We start from the raw sequence: 20,411 nt of genomic DNA on the forward strand, positions 1-20,411 counted from the left end.
ACTCTATCACGAAAAATAAACCGTGTCTAGTACACGGATATAGTCAATCCGAGGGTGGTAACCGCATGACAATAAAGATCCATGCTCTTCTATTTCTTCTTTAGTAATTGATTTACGTCCACCAGTATTTTGACGATTCCAAAATGCAATAATATGTTTCGCATCGAGTAAATAAAGTTCATCAAAAAGTGTAAATCTAATAATAACAAATGCAATTCCATTATGAGCAATTACTTGCTTCATATGTTCAATTTGATGAAGGTGGAAGTTTTGAAGTGGGAAACTAGTTTTATTTTTTGTTTCTTTTGCTTCAAAATCGATGTATTTTCCTTTGTATACACCGTTGTAATCTGTTGTAGAAGGTTGTTTAAAATACGCTTCTTTTACCACTGCAGCACTTCGAGCGGGGTAATCTACTTTTACAATTTGAAGAGGTGTAGGTTTTTTATGTACACATGCAATATTATGGGTTAAGTAATATTCATTTGTTTCATTCAATTCCTCTTCAAGGGACATACCTCTATTACTATAAGTATGTTTTTTAATAGGTGTTTTATGAGGTTGTGAAGCTTGGTTGTACCGTTTTCCATTTGGGTAACGAATGGTCATAGTGTGTCCACTCCCAACTTGCTAAGAATTACTTACAAAGGTGATTATATCAAAAAATGAAAGAAGATGTGAGTTTTTTCAAGAAAGGTATGAGGACTTATTCATGTTTACACCGAATGATTATATGAAAATTAAACAATATCGTAAAAATATTGTTTGTACAGAAGAAGAAAAAGCTATAGTTTGCAATATTAAAAAGAATACAGAAATCACTAATGTTGACAACATTTCTCGGACACAATCGTATCAAGAATTTTACATAAGAAATAGTGAAATTCGGTGGTCTTTTTTAGCGAGTATGGTCTCGAGAAATGCCGGCTGGAATATGACCGATTTAGAAGGAAGATACTATGCTACTGTTTTACCTCAATCAGTGAAAAAACATTTTTTTCTTATGTATGAACAGGCTAATTGGATTATTTTCTTAGATGCATTTCCGCAGCTATTGCTATATGAAGAGAGTAAGAGGAGACGTATACCTCTCTTTCATTTGTTACAATTTTTCAATGTATCAATTTTTATGGAAAAAGAATGGACATTTTTCTGGGAGAGAAGAGATATCAATAGGCTTATGACAGCGCTTATTATAAATGAGCAAAATAAAATTCAAAAACCAGTCATTGAGAATACATATTTTAAAAAGCATGTATTTCATACTGCACTTTTTAAAGTGCAAGAGATGTTTCATATTAGTGCAGTTATTTTCCCAACAATTGAAGGAAGGCTGTATGGGTTTTCGGTTTATCAATTTGAAACGTTACAAAAGCGTATAGAACTTGGGAAAAAATTAGCGTGGCTATTGTTTCATGCGAAATATAAAAATTTATTTTATACGTTTGCATTGGAAACAACACATACAGGTTCAAGGGAGGATTATGAATATTACTTAAGGGAAACTAGAAAGTCTTATACACCGGTACTTAGAGATGTTTGTTCTGTTGTTGCGCATGAGGAAATAAGTATGAAGGATTGGTTTTACGAAGACATGGAAATGAATGTGCTGTTTCTATTTGAAGAACCAAAGAGTGAAGTTCATATAACAGAATGGTATAGAAGAAAGAGAGAGAATATTCATGCTGTTTCTATCGTAAATCGTTTTGTTAAAAGGATAGATGAGTTCATGATATAATAAAAAAGAAGTCCCGTCTTCAGTTTTGAAGACGGGACTTCTTAATGTGAAGTAATCCTACCGTGTATGTGCTAAGGATTTAATCTCAAAACTTAAAGAAAGTAAGAGATTAAAGATAGATTGGAAATTAGCTGTCCCTATTCATTAAAGGATCACTTTATCCCGCTATTTGCGGGCTGCCCGTAAAAGTTCGATTGGTGAAGGCTAATAATTAGTGGGGATGAAGAACCCCCCCATTGATTAAAGTTTCACTTTATGTAGCAGGAAAGTTTGGACCATCAAGCTTTGGATTACCAGTCTCAGTTTTGTTTTGTTGTTTGTTTTGTTTTTTCTTTTTTTCATTTTTATTTTTTGCCATCGTAATACACCTCCTTTTTGTATTGTTACCATTCTCATAAATGACATACAAAATGATTTCTTTGACGAATAACAACTAGTTTTGTCATGTGAGCAGGAGTGATAAATCGTTCGGCGAAATTACATGACAAAGGAAAAGCAAAGAAGGAGGCGTTTTGTATATGGCGATGGTTCAGAAGGAAGATGTAATGAAAAAAATGGATCAAATGTTAAGTTCTCTCGATTTGCTGGAAATGAATATAGGGATTAGAATGAATCATGCATTGAAGGACAAGGGTGAAAAAATATGCAATAAGATAGAAATAACAGAAATGCATATTGAGCATATGGAAAATAAATTAGTGCATCACGAAGAAAAAGGGAATTGGGTTAAAACGTTTCAAAACGTCGTAGTGAGTGCATAAGTAAGGTGGGAATGAAATGAGGTATGAAGCGTTAATACAGTCTTCTGAAAAACTCATGCAGTATAATAATGAAGCGAATGTGAAAAAAAGAGAAATGATCGAATACGATTTTTATAAGGATATGAAGCCATTTGTAAACATGGTAGATGAGGAATTAAATGTGTGGAAAGAATTAGCTTATAGATGGATTAAGGAAGAAAAACCGAAGTATATACATGTACAGCAAATTGATCAAGTGTACGATAATTTACAAACAAATGTGTTGCAATGTTTTGTAAATAAAGGTAAAGGTAAGCGATTCTTTGAAACACATCAAGCCATTTCGTATACTTTGCAAAATATAGTTGAGCAATGTAAGTAACAAGAGGGGAAACTCTCTTGTTTTTTATTCCGCTATTTGCGGACAGTAAAACCCCCACCTCAAAACTTTGCTGAAACAAAGAAGTAAGGTGGAGGTCGAACTACCAGTAAAAGCCCGATCAGTAAAGGCTAATAAGTAGTGGGATGAACAAAACCCCACCACTGCTTAAAGTTTCACTTTAAGCTTCTGTCATTGTTGTAGGTTTTGTTGCACCGTTTATTTCTAATTCTTTAATTAATGTTCGGTAATCTGATATACATATTTTCCCTTCGAGATAACAATGTCTCGCAAAGTCTAACAATTCATTTACATTCTCTGTGGAATACCCCTTCTTTTGAGAAAATGTTTGTTTTAAATCCCCTAATACCATGTTGATTCCTCCCCAATGAGAATCTTCTTCTTAATTATCATAGCATGGAAGGGTTTTCTTTCTTAATTTTTTAAAAATTTAAACTTCCGACAAAAATAGACAGATACTCCGTCACACATATTATTTTACAGGTACATATTATATATGTAGAAACTTATGTGAAGGAGGAGAGAATGCATGTTTCAAGAATCTAACGTATATCAGCAAGGTAATCCATATGCACAGCAAAATATGTACCAATATAATACGGATACATATTTACGGTATAATATGTATCCTTTCGAGCCTCATTATGGAAATCAAAATTATTACCAGCCATTTGAAGTGTCATTTATGAATCAACAGCAACAACAACCCTACATGAACCAATCACAACAGCAGCAACCTTATATGAATCAACAGCAGGAACCTTATATGAACTCACAATATTATATGCCGCCACCATCTCCCTATGGGAATCAACAAGCGATGTTTTATCCACCAAAACAACCGTATCCGACGCAGAGCAAACAAAAGCAACAACAGCAACCAAGTCAGTTCTCTAGCTTTGTTTCCCAATTTAAAACATCAGATGGAAACTATGATGTGAATAAAATGATGAATACAGCTGGACAAATGATGAATGCGATGAATCAAGTGACAGGAATCGTTAAGCAAGTTGGGGGTTTTTTTGGTAAATGATGATGGATTGTTGTCCATTATGCATATTATGAATGAAGCATAGTTCTAGACAAATTTCCATGAAATAAATGGGTGTATATAACAAGCGGCTTCACCTCTTTTCTCATATTGTAACAGTGTAATCAGATTTTTTTAATGAGAGAGGAGAGAAAAAACTATGCATCATTGTCATCCTTGTTTTGGAGGGCATAAGCCTGTAGGACCTATTTGTACAACTGCTCCTGTCATTCATCCGACGAAACAGTGTGTAACACACTCTTTTTCAACAACGGTGGTACCACACATTTTCCCAACGCATACAACACATGTACACCATCAACAAATTAAAAACCAAAACTTCTTCCCACAAACAAACTCGAACGTAAATGTTGTAGACCCTGGTGATCCAGGATCTGTTGGTGGATCTGTTGGTGGATTTGGTGGTGGGTGTGGACCATGTGGTCATGGTCACCATGGACATCATGGTCATCAAATATCTCCATTTGGACCAGGACCAAATGTATCACCATTTGGACCAGGGCCGAACGTGTCACCATTTGGACCAGGACCGAACGTGTCACCATTCGGACCTAATGTAGGACCAAACGTTGGTGGAATGTTTAAAAAGTAAATGATATGTTAGAACTAGCGAAATGCTAGTTCTTTTTTTGTAATTGAGGTGTGGATATGAAAGTTGTTGCTGTAACAGGATATAAGCCATTTGAACTTGGGATATTTAAAAATGATCATCCAGGAGTAGAATGTATAAAAAAGGCGCTGCGTCGTAAATTAACTGCTTTTGTAGAAGATGGTTTGGAGTGGGTGATTATAAGCGGCCAGTTAGGAGTCGAACTATGGGCTGCTGAAGTTGTTTTTGAAATTCAAGAAGAATATCCAGATTTAAAATTAGCGGTATTTACTCCATTTTTAGAACAAGAAGAAAATTGGAAAGAAGATAGTCGTGAATATTACGAATTTATTCTCTCGCAAGCAGATCATGTTGATAGTATCACGAAACGAAAGTACGAAAGCCCAGAGCAATTTAAATTAAAGAATCAATTTTTTATTGAAAAAAGCGATGCACTTTTAGCTGTATATGATGAAGAAAAGCTTGGGAGCCCTAAATATATTGTAGAAGTAGCTAAGAAAAAAGGAGAAATAGAAAATTATCACAGTTATTTCATTCTTTTTTCTGATTTACAAGATATAATGGAAGAGGAACAGTGGAATAATGCAGATTGACACTCCCACCGCTAAAGGCGGACTAAAGTCCAATATGGGATTTTCGGTATCACGAAATCTGTAATATGTCATATAGTGCTTGTATATTTGATTGACAAAAGGCATTGTTTCTGAAAAAATTTAGTTAATGAAAGCTTTGGCAAAAATTTGAGGTGAAGAAAATGATTTCGGATAAAATTAAATTAACAGCGAAAGATATTTTAGAAAAAGAATTTAAAACAGGTATGAGAGGTTATCAACAAGAAGAAGTAGATAAGTTTCTTGATATGATTATTAAAGATTATGAAGCCTTTCATAAGGAATTTGATCAATTAAAGCAACAAAATGCTCGTTTGAAACGTGAATTAGAAGAACAGAAAGTAGCGGCAACACAAGTTCCGCAACAACCGGTACAAACACCAGTTGCACAACCTGTATATAACAATACAAATACGGATATTTTAAAACGTCTATCTAATTTAGAAAAAGCTGTATTTGGAAGTAAGTTATACGAGTAATTAAAGGTGGTAAAAAGGTTAAAGGATTTTACATAGAAAAAAACATTGCAAAATCTTTTTGTTTCCACTATACTAATATTTGTCATAACGTTTGGGTAATCGCTGCAACGCCAACGTTGTAGAGGAAAGTCCATGCTCGCACGGCCTGAGATGGCTGTAGTGTTCGTGCCTAGCCAAGTCATAAGCTAGGGTATTCTGGCTGTAAGGCTGGTTTAACGGCAGGGAAAAAACCTAAGTCCTTTCGGATATGGTTTGACTACCTTTAAAGTGCCACAGTGACGAAGTCCTTGAAGAAATGATAGGAGTGGAACGAGGTAAACCCCACGAGCGAGAAACCCAAATAATGGTAGGGGAATCTTTTTCAAGGAAATGAACGATGGAAAAGGACAGGTTTTTGTAACCTGTAGATAGATGATTACCACCGGAGTACGAGGCGTGGGCCGTTTGCAGTACAAAGGAACAGAACATGGCTTACAGAACGTTATGAACCAACTATGAAATAACTCAGCTCTCCTTTGTTAGAGGAGGGCTTTTTATTTGTATGAAGTTATAAATTGTGAGTTAAAATGGTAAATGAGAAAATTTTTCGTAATATGTAATAATTAATAGGACAACATGTTATTAATTATTGTTTGATTATACATAAGAGGTGAATGCAAATGGGAAAAGTTACTTTAATTGCAACAGCGGCAATGGGTATTGAAGCGTTAGTTGCCCGAGAAGTTCGCGATCTTGGTTATGAATGTGAAGTGGAAAACGGAAAGGTAACGTTTGAAGCGGATGAAAAAGCAATTTGCCGTACGAATTTATGGTTACGTACTGCGGACCGTGTGAAAATTAAAGTCGGCGAATTTAAAGCAACGACATTTGATGAGTTATTTGAAAAAACGAAAGCGTTAAATTGGGGAGACTATATTCCGGAGAATGGAGAATTCCCTGTTATCGGAAAATCTTTGAAATCAACATTATTTAGTGTTTCAGATTGCCAACGTATTGTTAAAAAGGCCGTTGTTGAGAAATTAAAAACAACTTATAGACGTACAACTTGGTTTGAAGAAGATGGTCCGTTATTCCGTATTGAAATTGCAATGCTCAAGGATATTGCAACGTTAACAATTGATGCGAGTGGTGTAGGTCTTCATAAACGTGGATACCGTCTTGAACAAGGTGAAGCGCCTTTAAAAGAAACATTAGCTGCGTCTTTAATTAAGTTAACAAACTGGAAGCCTGATCGTCCGTTCGTTGATCCTTTCTGCGGATCTGGAACAATTCCAATTGAAGCGGCATTAATTGGACAAAATATTGCACCAGGATTTAATCGAGGCTTTGCGTCGGATGAATGGGACTGGGTTGGTAAACAAAATTGGCGTGAGGCTCGCCAAGAAGTTGAAGATATGGCAAACTATAATCAACCACTGCAAATCATTGGATCAGATATCGATCATCGTATGATAAGAGTCGCTCAAGATAATGCAGAAGAGGTTGGATTAGGGGATCTTATATCATTTAAACAAATGCAAGTAAAAGATTTCACAACAAAAGAGGATTATGGCTATGTTGTAACGAATCCTCCATACGGAGAACGTTTAAGTGAAAGAGCACTTGTTGAAAAATTATATAAAGAAATGGGAGAGGTATTCCGCCCATTAGACACGTGGTCAATGTATTTATTAACAAGTTATGAAGCATTTGAGAAGTGTTACGGAAAAGATGCGTCGAAAAAACGTAAGTTGTTTAACGGTTTTATCCGTACAGACTACTACCAATACTTCGGAAAACGTCCACCGCGTAACTCATAGTATAAAACTCCTCCAGCACGCATATACTGGCTATTATGTAATGCGTAAAGGAGGAACTGATATGGATAGTTTTCAATTATCAATGATTCAAAAAGCTATTCACCGTACGTATGATGAGATCGGAAAAGAAGTGGATAGTCAAGGTGCAATTGTAGATGAAATACAAAAAGCACAAGAAGAATATTTATCAGCTCTTTCACATGAAATAGCGATTGATAAACGGTATTTAAAGTCATTAATATAGAAAAAAATTTTCCTTTTTCGAAAGGGAAATTTTTTTTCGTGTATTTCTATGTATTGCAACAGGGGAAAGTAACTGCATACATATGAGTAGCAGTTACTGTGTCTTTTTATAGAAAAACTTTTTGGTTGGAGGCTAAGGATGTTTACTGAGAAGAGATTACCATTTGAAGTAGGGAAACAAGATAATTTTTATGATAAGTTGAATGAGTGGATTGGAGATGTGTTTTACGACATCCTTCCGGAAAAAGGCTTTGAAGAGCGTGATGAACAAATTTTTATGGCGTTTCAATTAGAGCGTGCTTTTCAAGAGAAGAAAGTTATGTTCGCAGAAGCAGGTGTAGGAACAGGGAAAACAATTGTATATCTTTTATATGCAATTTGTTATGCGCGTTATACAGGGAAGCCTGCTATTATCGCTTGTGCAGATGAAACGTTAATTGAGCAGCTTGTAAAAGAAGAAGGGGATATTGCTAAATTATCTGAAGCATTAGGACTATCTGTTGATGTAAGACTTGCGAAATCGATGGATAATTATTTATGTTTACGTAAACTTGAAGACGTTATGAGTGGACGAGCTCCAGAAGTAATTGAAGATGTATATTATGAATTACCACAGTTTGTATTTGATCATGGTACGATGCAAAACTTTACTCACTATGGTGATAGAAAAGAATTTCCACTTTTAAATGATGAGGAATGGTCAAAAGTAAACTGGGATTACTTCCAAGATTGCTTCACATGTGATTCTCGTCATCGTTGTGGTCAAACTCTTTCACGTGAACATTATCGTAAAGCGGCAGATTTAATCATTTGTTCTCAAGATTTCTATATGGATCATATTTGGACGTATGATGCTCGTAAGCGTGAAGGGCAAATCCCGTTATTACCTGAAAGTAGCTGTGTTGTATTCGATGAAGGTCACCTTGTAGAGTATGCAGCTCAAAAAGCTTTAACGTACCGTTTAAAGCAAACGATGATGGAGCAACTTTTAACGAGATTGTTGCAAAATGATATTCGTGAAGAGTTTGCACATTTAGTAGAAGAAACAATTTGGCAAACAGAGCGATTCTTTGATGTATTACAAGAGAACAAAAAGGAAATTGCTGGTTCTGATCGTTTGAAAATTACTGTGACAGAAAAGGTAACAGCTGAAGCGAAGCGACTTTATGCGAAAATTGGTGAAGTCGGTGATGCATTAGTGTTTGAAAGTGAAATGCATACGGTAAACACATATGATTTAAATATCGTTGATGAGCATTTAGATGTGTTAGAACATTCACTTCGTCTTTTCATGCATGAGAAAAATGTAATTACATGGGGTGAAGAAGGTGATGGTGCCTTCACATTAGTGATTATGCCGCGTGCAGTTGAAGAAGTGTTACAAGAGAAAGTATTCTCGAAGAAAATCCCTTATATTTTCTCTTCTGCAACATTATCTAATAACGATTCATTCGCATTTACAGCAAATAGTTTAGGGGTAAAAGATTATTTATCATTCTCAGTTGCCTCACCATTTGATTATGAAGAGCAAATGGCAGTAAACTTACTATCGCATACGAAAGAAAATGAATGGGAAAGAAAGTGCCAATATACACTTGAAAATATACAGAAAACAAATGGACGTACACTTGTATTATTCCGTACAACGCAAGAGCTTGCAGCGTTCAAAGAATATGTAAGTAAAGAGCAAATGTCAGTTCCGTTCCTATATGAAGGGGATCAAGAAATTAGTCAGCTCGTTTCTCGCTTCCAAAATGAAGAAGAGACTGTACTTTGTGCCGTTCATTTATGGGAAGGTTTAGATATTCCTGGTTCATCATTATCACATGTTATTATTTGGTCACTACCATTCCCTCCAAACGATCCTGTGTTTGAAGCGAAGCGCAAGCACGTAAACGATCCATTCTGGGATGTAGATGTACCATATATGATTTTACGTCTTCGTCAAGGAATTGGACGTTTAATTCGTACGAGTGACGATAAAGGTGCTATATCAATCTTCTTATCTGATACAGAAGATGAGAAAGTGATTGCAGCAGTGAAAAATGTACTGCCAGTAGAAGGTAAAGAATTATAAGGAGAAAGCTTGGCACTTGCCAAGCTTTTTTTCTATTATAAAAGGAATTTACGTCTCCATGTCGAATTAAGTTTGAGGTAGAAAAAGGAGGTTTTTTATACTATGACAGTTGTTACATATGAAGTAGAAAAACAATTTTTAACATATGTGAAGAAGATAGAGAATTACGGAGAAGCATTAAGCTTAATGTTTTGGGACTTAAGAACAGGTGCGCCTAAAAAAGGTGTGGACCAGCGTTCAGAAGTAATCGGCATGCTTTCATCAGAAGTGTTTGTAATGTCGACTTCAGATGAGATGGGAAACTATTTAACAGAGCTTGAAGCTTTAATACGTGAAGATAAACTTTCTGAAACGACGAAGAAAATGGTTGAAGAATGTCGTAAAGAATATGATAGAAATAAGAAAATTCCACAAGCGGAATATGAAGCATATGTGAAATTAGAAGCGAAAGCGGAAAGTGTGTGGGAAGAAGCACGCGAAAAATCTGATTTCGAAATGTTCCGTCCGTATTTAGAGAAAATTGTTGAATTCAAAAAGAAATTTATTACATATTGGGGTTACGAAACATATAAATATAATACATTATTAGACATGTATGAGCCAGGAATCACAGTAGAAGTATTAGATCATGTATTTGGTCAACTTCGTGAGCGTATCGTTCCGCTTGTGAAAGAAATTTCTGAGTCTAAAAAAGAATTAAAAACAAATGCTTTAGCTGAACGTTTTTCAAAAGAAAAACAAAAGAACTTTACATTAGAGCTATTAAAGCAATTGAATTATGACTTTGAAGCAGGTCGTCTTGATGAAACAGTACATCCTTTCGAAATTACATTAAATAGAGGGGATGTTCGTATTACGACACGCTATGATGAAAAAGATTTCCGGATGGCCGTGTTTGGAACAATTCATGAATGTGGTCATGCTGTATATGAACAAAATATTGCAGAACAATTTGAAGGTACACCACTTTGCAGTGGCACATCTATGGGTATTCACGAATCACAATCATTATTCTTTGAGAACTTTATTGGCCGTAATAAATCATTCTGGAAGAAAAATTATGATTTATTAAAAGAGTATAGCGATGGTCAATTTGACGATATATCAGTGAATGAGTTTTACGATGCAATTAACGAATCGAAACCATCATTCATTCGTATAGAAGCAGATGAACTTACATATCCGCTTCATGTTATGGTTCGCTATGAGCTGGAGAAAGAATTATTTGATGGCACATTACAAGTGAGGGACTTACCAACAGCTTGGAATGATAAGATGGAAGCATATTTAGGAATTCGTCCAGAAAATGATGCACAAGGTGTATTGCAAGATGTTCACTGGGCTGGCGGTTCATTTGGATACTTCCCATCTTATGCGCTTGGTTATATGTATGCAGCGCAATTTAAACAAAGGATGCTAACGGATATTCCAAACTTTGATGCATTATTAGAAGAAGGAAACGTAACACCAATTCGTGAATGGTTAACAGAAAATATTCACCAATATGGTAAAACGAAAAAACCACTTGAAATTTTAGAAGATGTAACAGGTGAAGGACTAAACGCAAACTACTTAGCAGATTATTTAGAAGCGAAATATAAAGAGATTTATGAGTTGTAAAAGAGCTGCTTAATTGCAGCTCTTTTTGTTAAAGGAGATAGGAGAATGAATTATACATATACAGTAATGACGCAAGAAGAAGCGGAGGAAATAGCACATAACTGGCATTACGAAGGGGAATATTCCTTTTATGATATAGAGGCAGATCAAGAAGACTTAGCTGAGTTTTTAGATGATGAGAGTAGAGGAGATGATACATTTGCTGTGAAGGGAAATGGTACTCTCATTGGGTTCTTTAGCTTTTGTAAAATAAATAACCGAACGATCGATATAGGGCTTGGAATGAGACCTAATATAACAGGCAATGGATTAGGTTTACAGTTCGTAAAAGCCGGATTAGATTTTAGTAAAGAAAACTATAACTGTGACTATATAACATTATCAGTAGCAGCATTTAATAAAAGGGCAATCAAAGTATATAAAAAAGTAGGATTCGAAGCAGTTGGAACGTTTATACAGAAAACAAATGGCAGTTGTTTTGAATTTTTGAAAATGAATTATATATGTAAGAATGATTAAAAAACAGAATGGCTCTTCTGTTTTTTATTTTGACCTAGAAATAAATGATACTTGTTGTAATTAGAAGTTTTGAAATTTTGGAAGAGGATGTGTATGATTGAATTTTAGTAGCAAATAGCAAGTTTAGTAAGGAGAGGTAGCATGATTACAATTAAAACGAAAAATGAAATAGATTTGATGCATGAATCTGGGAAATTACTTGCTTCATGTCATAGAGAAATTGCGAAAATGATAAAACCAGGAATAGCGACACAAGAAATTGAAACGTTTGTTGAAACGTATTTAGAAAAGCATGGTGCAACGTCCGAGCAGAAAGGTTACAACGGATATCCATACGCAATATGTGCATCTGTAAACGACGAAATGTGTCATGGGTTTCCAACGGATGTTCCTTTAAATGAGGGAGATATTGTGACAATTGATATGGTAGTAAACTTAAATGGTGGTCTCTCAGATTCTGCATGGACGTATGTAGTGGGAGATAGTTCTGATGAAGAAAAAAAGTTATTGTTAGTAGCTGAAAGCGCTTTGTATAAAGGGGTTGATCAGGCCATAATCGGTAACTATGTAGGGGATATTGGCTATGCAATTGAAAGTTATGTAGCTTCTGAAGGTTTTTCTGTTGCAAGAGACTTTACGGGGCATGGGATTGGGAAAGAGATTCATGAAGAACCAGCAATTTTCCATTTTGGAAAGCCAGGACAAGGACCTCAGTTACAAGAAGGCATGGTAATTACAATTGAGCCGATTGTAAATGTAGGGATGCGATATTCTAAAGTTGATTTAAATGGATGGACTGCGCGGACGATGGACGGGAAATTATCAGCTCAATATGAGCATACAATTGCGATTACAAAAGCTGGACCATTCATTTTAACGACGCTTTAATATGAAATGTAAGAGTTTACAAAACTCGAACGAAAATACTGTTTTTATGAAATTTGTACGTGTTTTTCATATAAATGCTTTTCAAAATATAAAAAGTACGTTATAATCCTTCTATAAAATAAATAGTTAGCTACACTCATATAATCGCGGGGATATGGCCTGCAAGTTTCTACCGAAGTACCGTAAATACTTTGACTATGAGTGAGGACGAATATATTTGCTTGTTTAGCATTCTTTTTTGCGAAACTCCAAAAGCGCGTCTCTCACTTGTAACGAGTGGTGGCGGCTTTTGGAGTTTTTTTATTGCATAAGAGGGGGAACAAACATGAAAGTATTACAAGAAAAGATTTTGAACGAAGGAAAGGTTTTATCTGGTGATGTATTAAAGGTAGATGCGTTTTTAAATCACCAAATTGATCCAGTACTTATGCAAGAGATTGGAAAAGAATTTGCTAAACGTTTTAAAGAAGATAACATTACAAAAATCGTGACGATTGAATCTTCAGGCATTGCACCAGCGGTTATGGCTGCATTAGAGCTTGGTGTAAAAGTAATCTTTGCAAGAAAACGTAAATCGTTAACGTTACAAGATAATATGTATGTTGCAAACGTATATTCATTTACAAAACAAGAAACGAATGAAATTTCATTATCTCGAAATCATATCGATGAAAGTGATCGCGTTTTAATCATTGATGACTTTTTAGCAAACGGCCAAGCTGCTTTAGGCTTAATGAGTTTAGTAGAGCAAGCAGGAGCAAGTATTGCTGGAATTGGGATTGTTATTGAAAAAGCATTTCAAGATGGAGGAAAGAAGCTTCGTGAACAAGGCGTTCGTGTTGAATCACTAGCAGAAATTGCATCACTTGATAACGGCACAGTTACATTTGTACAGCAAGAAACTGCGGAGGTGAAATAAACGATGAAGCAACATCCATTTAAAATCGCATCGCTTGGTATACAGCATATGCTTGCTATGTATGCGGGTGCAATTATCGTTCCGCTTATTGTCGGCGGCGGACTTGGTTTAAACCAAAAAGAATTAACATATTTAGTCTCAATTGATTTATTAATGTGCGGCGTTGCGACAATTTTACAAGCATTATCAAATCGCTTTTTCGGTATTGGACTTCCTGTTGTACTTGGTTGTACATTTACAGCGGTTGGGCCGATGATTGCAATCGGCAAACAATACGGCGTGTCTTCCATATATGGAGCGATTATTGCTGCTGGATTATTCGTTGTTATTTTTGCAAAGCTATTCGGGAAACTTGTAAAGCTTTTCCCGCCTGTTGTAACAGGATCTGTTGTTACAGTAATTGGAGTTACACTTGTTCCAGCAGCGATTAATGATATGGCTGGAGGAGTAGGAAGCAAAGATTTCGGAAGTCTTGAAAACTTAGCGTTAGCATTTGGAGTATTATTGTTTATTATCATTATGTATCGTTTCTTTGACGGATTTATCCGTTCAATCTCTATTTTACTAGGACTTTTGTTCGGTACAATCGTTGCAGCTTTTATGGGGAAAGTAAATTTGCAAGCGGTTGGAGAGGCTGATTGGTTCCACGGTATTCAGCCATTTTACTTCGGTACACCGACATTTGAATTAACGCCAATTATTACGATGATTCTTGTTGCTTGTGTAGGGATTGTAGAAGCAACAGGTGTATACTTTGCATTATCTGATATTTGCAATAAAAAGATTGGTGAAAAGGAATTAACAAAAGGCTATCGTGCAGAAGGTTTAGCGATGGTGTTAGGTGGTATTTTTAACGCATTTCCATATACAACGTATTCTCAAAACGTAGGGCTTGTTCAATTAACTGGAGTAAGAAATCGCGTTATTATTTATACTTGCGGTGGTATGTTAATCGTGCTTGGATTTATTCCTAAAATCGCAGCTATTACAACAATCATTCCGAAATCAGTACTTGGCGGTGCTATGCTAGCAATGTTTGGTATGGTTATGGCTTATGGTATTAAAATGTTAAGTAGCGTTGATTTTGGTAAACAAGAAAACTTATTAATTGTAGCATGTTCTGTCGGAATCGGACTTGGTGTTACAGTCGTTCCAACGTTATTCTCACAGCTTCCTGAAAACATTCGTATTTTAACTGATAACGGAATTGTACTTGGAAGTGCGTCAGCAGTATTGTTAAATATCGTGTTTAATATGGTGCCGCAGCGAAAAGTGAAAGTAAAAGAAGAACCAGTTCCGATGCAAAGTGCAGTAAGAGAAGCATAGAAAAGCAAGGTCTCATTATGAGACCTTGCTTTTCTTTTTAATTGGCATCATCTTTCCATATGTACCAAGGCGCCATATATACTCAAGTGGCCCGTATTGATAACGTGAAAGCCACCAGCGGCTCATAAAAATTTGCAATGTATAGAAACCGATGCAGAATAGTGGTCCTATCCATAATGGAGCAAGATAATCATTTTTGAATAGTAGTCCGAATACAAGTAATGTAACAATTGTATGGGAGATGTAATTCGTTAACGCCATTCGTCCAACGTATTGGAATGGGCGTAATAAGTTTTGCCATTTTTCTTTTTGTAATAAACGTATTAGCGTGAAAATGTAGAAGATGAATAATGTTTTTCCGCTAAACATTGTAAAGACCTGCATATAAATTGGTTCATAAGATGGTTTTGATAAGAAATAACGGACCATGAAGAACCACATTGGTAATGTTAAAATGAACATAATAATTTGCCATTTTTTAAGCTTTGGATCTAACTCTTTCGCGCGGCGGAAAATATCCTTTTTGCCGGCGTATAAACCAAGTAAAAATAGCCCAACTGTTTCTGGGAGCATGAATGCGTTTAGTCCAATTCCATCAGCATAAAATGCATGGAAACGATTTTGTATTTGTGACACCCAGTCTTCAAGTGGCATGATAGGTAAGGAAAATTCTAATTCTGCCTTTGGAACGAATGCAATAGCGATACCACCGATTAGCATGAAAAACTGAAAAATACTTAATAAAACGATTGCCCATATTAAAATAGTACGTGGCTCTCTCTTATAAAATAAAAATAAGAAAAATCCAGCGATTGCATAACTATGTAAAATGTCTCCGTCCCATAAAAGAACGTAATGCAAGAAACCAAATAATAATAAAATAAGCAAGCGACGAACAAATAAAGTTTTTGGACGATCTGTTTTCGCCTCAGCACGATTCATAAAAATATAAAAACCTAATCCGAATAAAAACGAAAAAATGGTATAAAATTTCGTTTGAATAAACATATCGTAAAATAGGCGAATGTAGCTGTCTATTCCTTCATAAATTCCTGAAATATCACGTGAGTCAACCCCGGCGATAACGGGCCAGTTAACAAGAAAAATACCTAGTACAGCTATTCCTCTAATAATGTCGATGGAGTGTATCCTCTCGCCTTGTGTGAGATTTTGTGTCATTATTTTCCTCCTTGTTAAGTAATTCCCTTTTATTATACAAAATGTAAGATGGAGGGTATAGGGTATATTTCCATTTTTTTAAACTGTTAAGATAGGCATTATGAGATATAATAAGAATGCACAGCAAGTTTTAAACTTCTTCAAAACAGGCAGTAAAGCTCCTTCTCGTAAGGGGCTTTCTTTATGAAAGGTGTTGATAATGATTCTCTTTAATGATAAAATATATTCAAAAGTGATAATCATTATCAAAAAAAGGTTGGTGCGTGAGTATGGTATATGCATTAGTAGCAGGTACGGTCGCTGTATATGCGGTTATTGCGAAGTATGTTTTAAATGGAGTAGGAACAGCAAAATGAATGATATGACATAAAATCCCTTTCATTTGTAAAAAGAATGAAAGGGATTTTTTATTTTTAATGAGAATATGCTGAAAATTTAGTATGATAGTAAAGTGAAACTGTAATCAGAAGGGAGGTTCATCTCTTACTGATTATTAGTTTGCAAATAGCGGGATAAAGTATATACATCTTGGATAAAGGGGAACAAGGGGATGACAAACATAGTACAGACAAACGGTATGAAAAAACTTGTTTGTTTTTATGAAGAATGGCAAAAACACGGCGATGCAGAGAATAGCTTAAAGTTGTTTGAAGTAATTCAAAAATATAAACAAGAACAGCTTATGATAGCGTTCTGCGGTCACTTCTCTGCAGGGAAATCAACGATGATGAATCATCTATATAAAGCGCAGCTATTACCAACAAGTCCGATTCCGACGAGTGCTAACGTCGTCAAAATTGAAAAAGGAATGGATCGTGTTGTTGTAACGGTTAAATCTGGAGAACAGTACGAGTATGACGGTGCATATTCAGCTGAAGAATTAAAACAGATTTGTAAAGACGGTGATGAAGTAATTGGTGTTCATATTTATCGTAATGATGCGCCAATTCCTGAAGGGGTTATGTTAGTTGATACACCAGGGATTGATTCAACAGATGATGCACATCAACTAGCAACAGAATCGACACTTCATTTAGCAGACGTAATTTTTTATATGATGGATTATAACCACGTCCAATCGGAAGTGAATTTGCAATTTGTTAAAGAATTGAAACAACGTAATAAAACGGTTTATCTCGTTGTAAACCAAATAGATAAACATAAAGAAAATGAATTATCGTTTGAGAATTATAAGGATAGTGTGAAACAATCGTTCTCTAACTGGGATATTGAGGTGGATGGCGTTTATTATACATCATTACGAATGATGAACCATCCACATAATGAAATTGGAACCTTAGAAACGTTAATTACTTCTATTATGGAAGAAAAAGAACAGAATGTAAGAAATGGAATGGAGAGGGAAACAGAATACTTAATGCAAGAACATTTCTCGTTTATTCTTTCTGAGAATGAAAAGGATTTGATGAAGTATGAGGAAGAGTTAGCATCACCGTTTTCGATTGCAGAGGTAGTTGAAAAAAAGGAAGAGCTAACTGAAACTAAAAATCGTGAGGCTGGTAAAGAATCTCATGTGAGAAACGAATTTATAAAAGGTTTGCAAGCTATATTAGATAACGCGTATTTAATGCCATTTGAAATGAGAGAAATGGCAAATGCGTATTTAGAAACGAAATTAACGAAATTTAAAGTTGGTTTGTTATTTGCGAAAGGGAAAACGGAGCAAGAAAAACAGAGACGTTTAGAAGCATTTTATTCTGCTTTGCAAAAGACTGTTGAAACGCAACTTGATTTTCATGTGAAAGAATTTATTGTAGCTTTCTTAAAAGAAGAAGGATTGTTCACAGAGGAAATTGGAAAAGACATATATGCTTTAGAGATTGCTTTTGGAACAGAAATGTTGGCTGAAGTAATTAAACAAGGCGCAGGTTTCACTGGTGATTACTTACTTCTTTATACAGCGGATGTAGCGAATGAACTGAAGAAGCGTTATTTTATAAAAGCACAGCAAATTTTTGATAAGAGTGCGGTAGTTTTAAAGCAAAAGGTGAAGGTAGCCGTTGCTCGTATTGAAGAAGAAATTGAAACATACACGATGGTGCAAACGGCGAAAGAAACGCAAGTTCAATACAGTAATGATTTTGAGGAATATGAGGGTTATTTACAAAACATTTGGCATGATCATATTGATACACCAGAAGGATTGCAAATAGATGAGATATTACAAAATAAAAAACAAATTGTTAGTGAGAAATTCACACTACAAGAGCAAGAAGTCGTAAGTGGTAACGTAATGGCTCGTGAGGAAGAGCTGAAAGGAACGGCAGTATTAAATATTCAACGTATACTAGAAAAAGTAAAAAAAGCTGAAACACTATTAGAACCATTGCCTGCACTGAAGCACGTACAGCAAGAGGTAATAGAAAAAAGACGCCGGGTGGAAACGAAACAATTTACAGTAGCATTATTCGGAGCTTTTAGTGCGGGGAAATCATCATTTGCCAACGCATTGCTAGGTGATAAGGTGCTTCCTGTATCACCGAATCCGACGACGGCAACAATTAATCAAATTTTGCCGGTCACAGAGGAAAAACCACACGGAACAGTAATTGTTCAGTTTAAATCAACACAGGCACTATTAGAAGATATGAAAGCTGTTTATAAGCTGTTTCATTATGAAATTACTACGTTAGATGAAGCGTTATCGCAAATCGAAAAAATTATAAAATATCCGTCACCAAGCGGGAAGCAAAAAACAACATTTAGCTTTTTACGAGCGGTACAAAAAGGATATGATGCAGTTTCTACTCATTTAGGGGAACAAGTACAAGTTACATTAGAAGAGTTCTCTGATTATGTAGCGAATGAGGAGAAATCATGTTTTGTTGAGTATATGGAGCTTTATTATGATTGTGCTTTAACAAGGCAGGGGGTAGCACTTGTAGACACGCCAGGGGCTGATTCTATTAACGCCCGTCATACGGACGTTGCCTTCCAATATATTAAAAATGCAGATGCTATTCTATTCGTAACATATTATAACCATGTGTTCTCTCGTGCTGACCGTGAATTTTTAATTCAGCTCGGACGTGTAAAAGATACTTTTGCTCTTGATAAAATGTTCTTCCTAATAAATGCGGCCGATTTAGCAGAGTCTGAAGAAGAACTTGAAATGGTAAAAGGTTATATTGCAGATCAGCTACTGCAATACGGTATTAGAAATCCGCGTTTATTTGCAATTTCAAGTTTATGTGCGCTTGAAGAGAAACAAGGAAAGAATATAGAAAAAGAGAAGTACGGTATTTTACAAAACTCTGGGATTGCTAAGTTTGAAGAATCGTTCACGTCATTTATGATGAGAGATTTAATGCTTGTGTCTGTACATGCTCTATATGGCGCATTACAAGGAGCGAATCACCTTCTTGTCAATATGATAAACGGTGCAAAGCAGGGGAATGATGAAAAAGAGAAGCAAACAAAAAAATATGAAGCAGAGCGTGATCAGCTACTTCATATCATTTCATCATATAGTGTGCTTGCTGAAGAACAAGCGATGCAAAATGAAGTGAAAGAATTACTTTATTACGTGCAACAACGCTTATTCCTACGCTATAACGATGTGTTTACTGAATTTATTAATCCAGCGTCACTTCGAACAGATGGGAATGTAAAAACACAGTTGCAACAGTGCGTTATGGAATTAGTAGCATTTATTCAGCATGATTTATTACAAGAAATGCGTGCGACATCATTACGCCTTGAAAAGTGGATAGATGAAGCGATGAAGCGTGCAAAGGATGAAATTGTAGTAAACTGTAAAGTAGAAAATGAATCAATTTCTATGAGTGGAACAGCGGAGTATGAATATAAAGATATTACACATAAAGAACCGTTCCCTTCAGTTGAAATAAAAGATTTCAAAAAAGCACTAGCACATTTCAAAAATGAGAAAAGCTTTTTTGAAAAAAATGATAAAGCTCTCATGCAAGAGGACGCAAAATTTGTATTAGAACCGTTCGTATCAAATTATGTAGCTGATGAAGAAGATTTATTTGTTCATCATTATAAGCAAGAGTGGGATGTAAAATGGAACTTATTCCAAACAGTGATGCAGCAAGATGTAATGAACTATTATGAAAGTATATTATTTGCATTGGCTGAAACGATTGATGTATCCCTATATGAACAAAGTAAAGAACAACTGCAAAGCCAGTTGGTAGAAATTGAAAAAGAAATTTATGTTAAATAGTT

At 35.5% G+C, this 20,411-nt stretch carries 20 protein-coding genes, 1 other RNA gene and 1 riboswitch; of the genes, 17 read left to right on the forward strand and 4 right to left on the reverse strand.

Translation table 11 applies throughout. The features are described from left to right. Window positions 1-6: 6 nt before the first annotated feature. Window positions 7-609, reverse strand: a complete 603-nt coding sequence (gene recU, locus MR065_RS14880) for a Holliday junction resolvase RecU (protein WP_097902282.1) — start codon at window positions 607-609, stop codon at window positions 7-9. A gap of 103 nt (window positions 610-712) precedes the next feature. Here recU and MR065_RS14885 point away from each other — a divergent pair, with 103 nt between their 5' ends. Continuing rightward, window positions 713-1,738: a DUF2515 domain-containing protein gene (locus MR065_RS14885; RefSeq protein ID WP_242214190.1), complete on the forward strand. Its 1,026-nt coding sequence runs from the start codon at window positions 713-715 to the stop codon at window positions 1,736-1,738. 253 nt (window positions 1,739-1,991) lie between these two features. Here the strand turns inward: MR065_RS14885 and MR065_RS27605 are convergent, their stop codons facing one another. Then, window positions 1,992-2,171 carry a phage portal protein gene (locus tag MR065_RS27605; protein WP_313895163.1) on the reverse strand — a complete coding sequence of 60 codons (180 nt, stop codon included), beginning with the start codon at window positions 2,169-2,171 and terminating at the stop codon, window positions 1,992-1,994. A gap of 85 nt (window positions 2,172-2,256) precedes the next feature. Here MR065_RS27605 and MR065_RS14890 point away from each other — a divergent pair, with 85 nt between their 5' ends. After that, the gene (locus MR065_RS14890) at window positions 2,257-2,499 is read left to right on the forward strand and encodes a hypothetical protein (protein WP_141436212.1); all 243 of its coding nucleotides are present in this window, start codon (window positions 2,257-2,259) and stop codon (window positions 2,497-2,499) included. Between the two features lie 16 nt (window positions 2,500-2,515). Next, window positions 2,516-2,860 (forward strand): YppE family protein, encoded by a 345-nt coding sequence (locus MR065_RS14895; protein WP_097902278.1) that lies wholly within the window; start codon window positions 2,516-2,518, stop codon window positions 2,858-2,860. A gap of 178 nt (window positions 2,861-3,038) precedes the next feature. On the opposite strand, the gene MR065_RS14900 is transcribed toward MR065_RS14895, so the two are convergent. Then, a complete protein-coding gene (locus MR065_RS14900; RefSeq protein ID WP_097902277.1) occupies window positions 3,039-3,230 on the reverse strand; it encodes a YppF family protein in 192 nt (63 codons plus the stop codon). A gap of 177 nt (window positions 3,231-3,407) precedes the next feature. On the opposite strand from MR065_RS14900, the gene MR065_RS14905 reads away from it, so the two are divergent. The 13 genes from MR065_RS14905 (at window position 3,408) to pbuX (ending at window position 15,020) form a co-directional block, all read left to right on the forward strand. Next, window positions 3,408-3,911: a YppG family protein gene (locus MR065_RS14905; protein WP_242214191.1), complete on the forward strand. Its 504-nt coding sequence runs from the start codon at window positions 3,408-3,410 to the stop codon at window positions 3,909-3,911. 157 nt (window positions 3,912-4,068) lie between these two features. Next, a complete protein-coding gene (locus MR065_RS14910) occupies window positions 4,069-4,521 on the forward strand; it encodes a CotD family spore coat protein (protein WP_242214192.1) in 453 nt (150 codons plus the stop codon). A 56-nt stretch (window positions 4,522-4,577) separates the two neighbouring features. After that, the gene (locus MR065_RS14915) at window positions 4,578-5,132 is read left to right on the forward strand and encodes an SLOG family protein (protein ID WP_097902274.1); all 555 of its coding nucleotides are present in this window, start codon (window positions 4,578-4,580) and stop codon (window positions 5,130-5,132) included. Between the two features lie 161 nt (window positions 5,133-5,293). Next, window positions 5,294-5,629, forward strand: a complete 336-nt coding sequence (gene gpsB, locus MR065_RS14920) for a cell division regulator GpsB (RefSeq protein ID WP_000622426.1) — start codon at window positions 5,294-5,296, stop codon at window positions 5,627-5,629. Window positions 5,630-5,716: 87 nt separating this feature from the next. Next, window positions 5,717-6,108: RNase P RNA component class B (gene rnpB / locus MR065_RS14925), an RNA gene on the forward strand. Between the two features lie 180 nt (window positions 6,109-6,288). Beyond that, entirely contained in the window at window positions 6,289-7,428 is a 1,140-nt protein-coding gene (locus MR065_RS14930) for a THUMP domain-containing class I SAM-dependent RNA methyltransferase (RefSeq protein WP_097831696.1), read from the forward strand. 61 nt (window positions 7,429-7,489) lie between these two features. After that, the gene (locus tag MR065_RS14935) at window positions 7,490-7,672 is read left to right on the forward strand and encodes a DUF3921 family protein (protein WP_098267254.1); all 183 of its coding nucleotides are present in this window, start codon (window positions 7,490-7,492) and stop codon (window positions 7,670-7,672) included. Between the two features lie 138 nt (window positions 7,673-7,810). Next, complete coding sequence (locus tag MR065_RS14940; RefSeq protein WP_097902272.1) at window positions 7,811-9,748, forward strand: ATP-dependent DNA helicase; 1,938 nt, start codon at window positions 7,811-7,813, stop codon at window positions 9,746-9,748. Window positions 9,749-9,850: 102 nt separating this feature from the next. Continuing rightward, on the forward strand, window positions 9,851-11,368 hold the full coding sequence (gene ypwA / locus MR065_RS14945; protein ID WP_242214193.1) for a carboxypeptidase M32: 1,518 nt from the start codon (window positions 9,851-9,853) through the stop codon (window positions 11,366-11,368). A 45-nt stretch (window positions 11,369-11,413) separates the two neighbouring features. Further along, window positions 11,414-11,887 carry a GNAT family N-acetyltransferase gene (locus MR065_RS14950; RefSeq protein WP_242214194.1) on the forward strand — a complete coding sequence of 158 codons (474 nt, stop codon included), beginning with the start codon at window positions 11,414-11,416 and terminating at the stop codon, window positions 11,885-11,887. A gap of 141 nt (window positions 11,888-12,028) precedes the next feature. After that, on the forward strand, window positions 12,029-12,775 hold the full coding sequence (locus MR065_RS14955; protein ID WP_242214195.1) for a type I methionyl aminopeptidase: 747 nt from the start codon (window positions 12,029-12,031) through the stop codon (window positions 12,773-12,775). 116 nt (window positions 12,776-12,891) lie between these two features. Next, window positions 12,892-12,993: riboswitch (purine riboswitch) on the forward strand. Window positions 12,994-13,100: 107 nt separating this feature from the next. Further along, window positions 13,101-13,694 carry a xanthine phosphoribosyltransferase gene (locus tag MR065_RS14960; RefSeq protein ID WP_097902268.1) on the forward strand — a complete coding sequence of 198 codons (594 nt, stop codon included), beginning with the start codon at window positions 13,101-13,103 and terminating at the stop codon, window positions 13,692-13,694. Between the two features lie 3 nt (window positions 13,695-13,697). Beyond that, window positions 13,698-15,020, forward strand: coding sequence for a xanthine permease PbuX (pbuX, locus tag MR065_RS14965; RefSeq protein WP_098989157.1), 1,323 nt, complete (start codon window positions 13,698-13,700; stop codon window positions 15,018-15,020). A 15-nt stretch (window positions 15,021-15,035) separates the two neighbouring features. On the opposite strand, the gene MR065_RS14970 is transcribed toward pbuX, so the two are convergent. Continuing rightward, the gene (locus MR065_RS14970; RefSeq protein WP_242214196.1) at window positions 15,036-16,199 is read right to left on the reverse strand and encodes a DUF418 domain-containing protein; all 1,164 of its coding nucleotides are present in this window, start codon (window positions 16,197-16,199) and stop codon (window positions 15,036-15,038) included. A 550-nt stretch (window positions 16,200-16,749) separates the two neighbouring features. Between MR065_RS14970 and MR065_RS14975 the strand changes: the two genes are divergently transcribed. Further along, window positions 16,750-20,409 (forward strand): dynamin family protein, encoded by a 3,660-nt coding sequence (locus MR065_RS14975; RefSeq protein ID WP_242214197.1) that lies wholly within the window; start codon window positions 16,750-16,752, stop codon window positions 20,407-20,409. Window positions 20,410-20,411: the final 2 nt, after the last annotated feature.

The sequence above is a fragment of the Bacillus cereus group sp. BfR-BA-01383 genome (genome assembly GCF_022663495.1).
Classification (GTDB): Bacteria; Bacillota; Bacilli; order Bacillales; family Bacillaceae_G; genus Bacillus_A; species Bacillus_A cereus_AU.

Excerpts from the sequence above, each read along its gene's own strand:
- recU (WP_097902282.1), bottom strand. The coding sequence starts at position 609 with ATGACCATTCGTTACCCAAATGGAAAACGGTACAACCAAGCTTCACAA.
- MR065_RS14885 (WP_242214190.1), top strand. The coding sequence starts at position 713 with ATGTTTACACCGAATGATTATATGAAAATTAAACAATATCGTAAAAAT.
- MR065_RS14890 (WP_141436212.1), top strand. The coding sequence starts at position 2,257 with ATGGCGATGGTTCAGAAGGAAGATGTAATGAAAAAAATGGATCAAATG.
- MR065_RS14895 (WP_097902278.1), top strand. The coding sequence starts at position 2,516 with ATGAGGTATGAAGCGTTAATACAGTCTTCTGAAAAACTCATGCAGTAT.
- MR065_RS14900 (WP_097902277.1), bottom strand. The coding sequence starts at position 3,230 with ATGGTATTAGGGGATTTAAAACAAACATTTTCTCAAAAGAAGGGGTAT.
- MR065_RS14905 (WP_242214191.1), top strand. The coding sequence starts at position 3,408 with ATGTTTCAAGAATCTAACGTATATCAGCAAGGTAATCCATATGCACAG.
- MR065_RS14910 (WP_242214192.1), top strand. The coding sequence starts at position 4,069 with ATGCATCATTGTCATCCTTGTTTTGGAGGGCATAAGCCTGTAGGACCT.
- MR065_RS14915 (WP_097902274.1), top strand. The coding sequence starts at position 4,578 with ATGAAAGTTGTTGCTGTAACAGGATATAAGCCATTTGAACTTGGGATA.
- gpsB (WP_000622426.1), top strand. The coding sequence starts at position 5,294 with ATGATTTCGGATAAAATTAAATTAACAGCGAAAGATATTTTAGAAAAA.
- MR065_RS14930 (WP_097831696.1), top strand. The coding sequence starts at position 6,289 with ATGGGAAAAGTTACTTTAATTGCAACAGCGGCAATGGGTATTGAAGCG.
- MR065_RS14935 (WP_098267254.1), top strand. The coding sequence starts at position 7,490 with ATGGATAGTTTTCAATTATCAATGATTCAAAAAGCTATTCACCGTACG.
- MR065_RS14940 (WP_097902272.1), top strand. The coding sequence starts at position 7,811 with ATGTTTACTGAGAAGAGATTACCATTTGAAGTAGGGAAACAAGATAAT.
- ypwA (WP_242214193.1), top strand. The coding sequence starts at position 9,851 with ATGACAGTTGTTACATATGAAGTAGAAAAACAATTTTTAACATATGTG.
- MR065_RS14950 (WP_242214194.1), top strand. The coding sequence starts at position 11,414 with ATGAATTATACATATACAGTAATGACGCAAGAAGAAGCGGAGGAAATA.
- MR065_RS14955 (WP_242214195.1), top strand. The coding sequence starts at position 12,029 with ATGATTACAATTAAAACGAAAAATGAAATAGATTTGATGCATGAATCT.
- MR065_RS14960 (WP_097902268.1), top strand. The coding sequence starts at position 13,101 with ATGAAAGTATTACAAGAAAAGATTTTGAACGAAGGAAAGGTTTTATCT.
- pbuX (WP_098989157.1), top strand. The coding sequence starts at position 13,698 with ATGAAGCAACATCCATTTAAAATCGCATCGCTTGGTATACAGCATATG.
- MR065_RS14970 (WP_242214196.1), bottom strand. The coding sequence starts at position 16,199 with ATGACACAAAATCTCACACAAGGCGAGAGGATACACTCCATCGACATT.
- MR065_RS14975 (WP_242214197.1), top strand. The coding sequence starts at position 16,750 with ATGACAAACATAGTACAGACAAACGGTATGAAAAAACTTGTTTGTTTT.